At 61.4% G+C, this 2,245-nt stretch carries 4 protein-coding genes; all 4 read left to right on the forward strand.

Annotated features, from left to right (window positions below):
• Positions 1–336, forward strand: a 336-nt coding sequence (locus PROAA_RS13430; protein WP_186411828.1) for an aminotransferase class I/II-fold pyridoxal phosphate-dependent enzyme, incomplete at its 5' end; no start/stop codon positions are given.
• A gap of 12 nt (positions 337–348) precedes the next feature.
• Positions 349–1,155, forward strand: coding sequence for an alpha/beta fold hydrolase (locus tag PROAA_RS13435; protein ID WP_186411829.1), 807 nt, complete (start codon positions 349–351; stop codon positions 1,153–1,155).
• A complete protein-coding gene (bioC, locus tag PROAA_RS13440) occupies positions 1,136–1,909 on the forward strand; it encodes a malonyl-ACP O-methyltransferase BioC (protein ID WP_186411830.1) in 774 nt (257 codons plus the stop codon). Before PROAA_RS13435 ends, bioC begins: the two co-directional genes overlap by 20 nt.
• Positions 1,906–2,245: ATP-dependent dethiobiotin synthetase BioD (bioD, locus tag PROAA_RS13445; protein ID WP_186411831.1), on the forward strand; the 340-nt coding region annotated here is incomplete at its 3' end. The genes bioC and bioD, both read left to right, overlap by 4 nt.

Consider the following 2,245-nt stretch of genomic DNA (forward strand, 5'->3'; position numbering starts at 1 on the left):
GTGGCCTGCGCCCTGCTCGCCAGCCTCAAGCTGATCGAGAACGGCGACGCCCGCCGCGAGCATCTACGCCGACTGACCGCGCAATTGCGTGACGGGCTGACCGACACCCGCTGGAAGCTGCTGCCCTCGCCGACGGCGATCCAGCCGGTAATCATCGGCGACAATTTCGAGGTGCTGCGGGTAGCCGATGCGCTGTATCAGCGCGGCTTGTGGGTTCCGGCGATCCGTCCTCCGACCGTTCCCAAGGGAAGCGCACGCCTGCGCGTTTCGTTGACGGCTGCCCATTCGCCGGCGCAGGTGACGGCGCTAATCGACGCGCTGCGCGATCTCGCGTAACACGCAGCCGTCATGAACAACTCGCCCCTGAAACCCGACCTCGCCCTGATTCACGGCTGGGGGCTCGGCCATACTGTCTGGCAACCGGTGTTGCCTTTGCTTTCCCGGCGCTTCAATGTGCATATCCTCGCGCTGCCGGGTTATGCCACACCTGAAGCGCACGCGAACAATCAACCCGCGCAAGACCTCATCCAAGACGCGACTTCTTTCATGCAAGCGGCCGAAGCGCTCGTCGACACCCTTCGCGAAAACTGCATCGTCTGCGGCTGGTCGCTGGGCGGCATGCTGGCGCTCCAGGCCGCCTTGCTGGCAGCGCAACGCCAAAAAGCACTTAAAGGGCTGATCCTCATCGGCAGCACCCCCAGCTTTACACAGCGCGCCGACTGGCCGCACGCCCAGCCGCCGACGCTGCTCGACGCCTTTAACAATGCGCTCGCGAAGGATCCCACAAATACCCTGCAGCGCTTCATCGCCCTGCTCAATCAAGGCGATACGCAAGCACGATCACTCGGCCGGGCTCTGTTCAAACAACTTCAGGCGACCTCATTGCCAGATACCGCAACGCTGCTCATCGGCCTCGGCTGGCTGCGCGACGTCGACCTGCGGCAGCAGGTCGCCGCCATCAAAATGTCGACGCTGCTGGTCCATGGCGAGCACGACGCATTGATGCCGCTTCCCGCCGCACGCTGGTTGCATGAACAACTGCCGGATTCGCGACTCGAAGTATTTGCTGGCGCTGCTCATGCTCCGTTTCTCAACGACCCGGAACGTTTTGCCACTCTGACTGGTGACTTCTTTCATGCTGCTGCCACCGATTAAGCAACGCGTCCGCGATTCGTTCGAACGTGCCGCCGCCACCTACGACCAGGCCGCGGTGGTTCAGCGCCAGGTCTGTGATCGTCTTCTGGACGAGTTTGCATCCTCAAACCGCCCTTTCACACACATCCTCGACGCCGGATGCGGTACCGGCTATGGCGCGCGCCTGCTGCGCGCACGCTGGCCCTCAGTGCACATTACGGGTGTCGATTTCGCACCGTCCATGCTCAGTATCGCGAATCGCGACACGGATGCCTGCTTTGCTGCCGACATCGAAAAGCTGCCTTTTGGCGATTCCAGTTTTGACCTGTGGTGGTCGAGCCTGACCATTCAATGGTGCGATACCGATCGCGTTTTTTCGGAAGCGGCACGAGTGCTCCGACCCAAGGGTCGGCTAGCGTTGAGCACGCTCGGCCCGGATACGTTCAGCGAATTGCGCCTGGCGTTTTCCACCGTTGATACGCATCGCCATACGCTACCCTTCAGCGAGCCGGACTCGATTTGCGATGCACTTGCCCGAGCTGGATTCGGCAATATCACCCTGCAGCGAAAGCTGCACACTGTTTACTACCCCGATCTGAAAACCCTGCTGCGCGCCGTCAAGGCCATTGGCGCACACAACGTCGGCGAAGGCGCACGCAGCGGGATGATGGGCCGTCACGCATGGCAAAAAGTCGAAGCAGCCTACGAACAACACCGCCAACCCGCCGGTCTCCCGGCGAGCTATGACGTCATTCTGGGTTATGCAAACAAATGAAGATCCATAACATACCCGCCTGGTTCGTTACCGGCACCGATACCGGCGTCGGCAAGACATTTGTCACCTGTGCGCTGCTCCTTGCGCTTCGCGCCAAGGGCATCAAGGCTGTAGGCATGAAGCCCATCTCAGCCGGAACCGACGCCGACGGCAAAAACGAAGATGTGGAGCAACTCCTGGCCGCATCCGGAGTCGACGCGCCCCGTGATCTCGTCAACCCCTACCTTTTCGCGCCGGCGATCGCTCCTCATATCGCAGCAGAAGAAGATGGGTGCAGCATCGACATCGGGCACATTGTTGCCTCATTCGAAGCTCTTCGCGGGATGGCCGATGCCG

This window comes from Candidatus Propionivibrio aalborgensis, assembly GCF_900089945.1.
Classification (GTDB): domain Bacteria; phylum Pseudomonadota; class Gammaproteobacteria; order Burkholderiales; family Rhodocyclaceae; genus Propionivibrio; species Propionivibrio aalborgensis.

Excerpts from the sequence above, each read along its gene's own strand:
- PROAA_RS13435 (WP_186411829.1), top strand. The coding sequence starts at position 349 with ATGAACAACTCGCCCCTGAAACCCGACCTCGCCCTGATTCACGGCTGG.
- bioC (WP_186411830.1), top strand. The coding sequence starts at position 1,136 with ATGCTGCTGCCACCGATTAAGCAACGCGTCCGCGATTCGTTCGAACGT.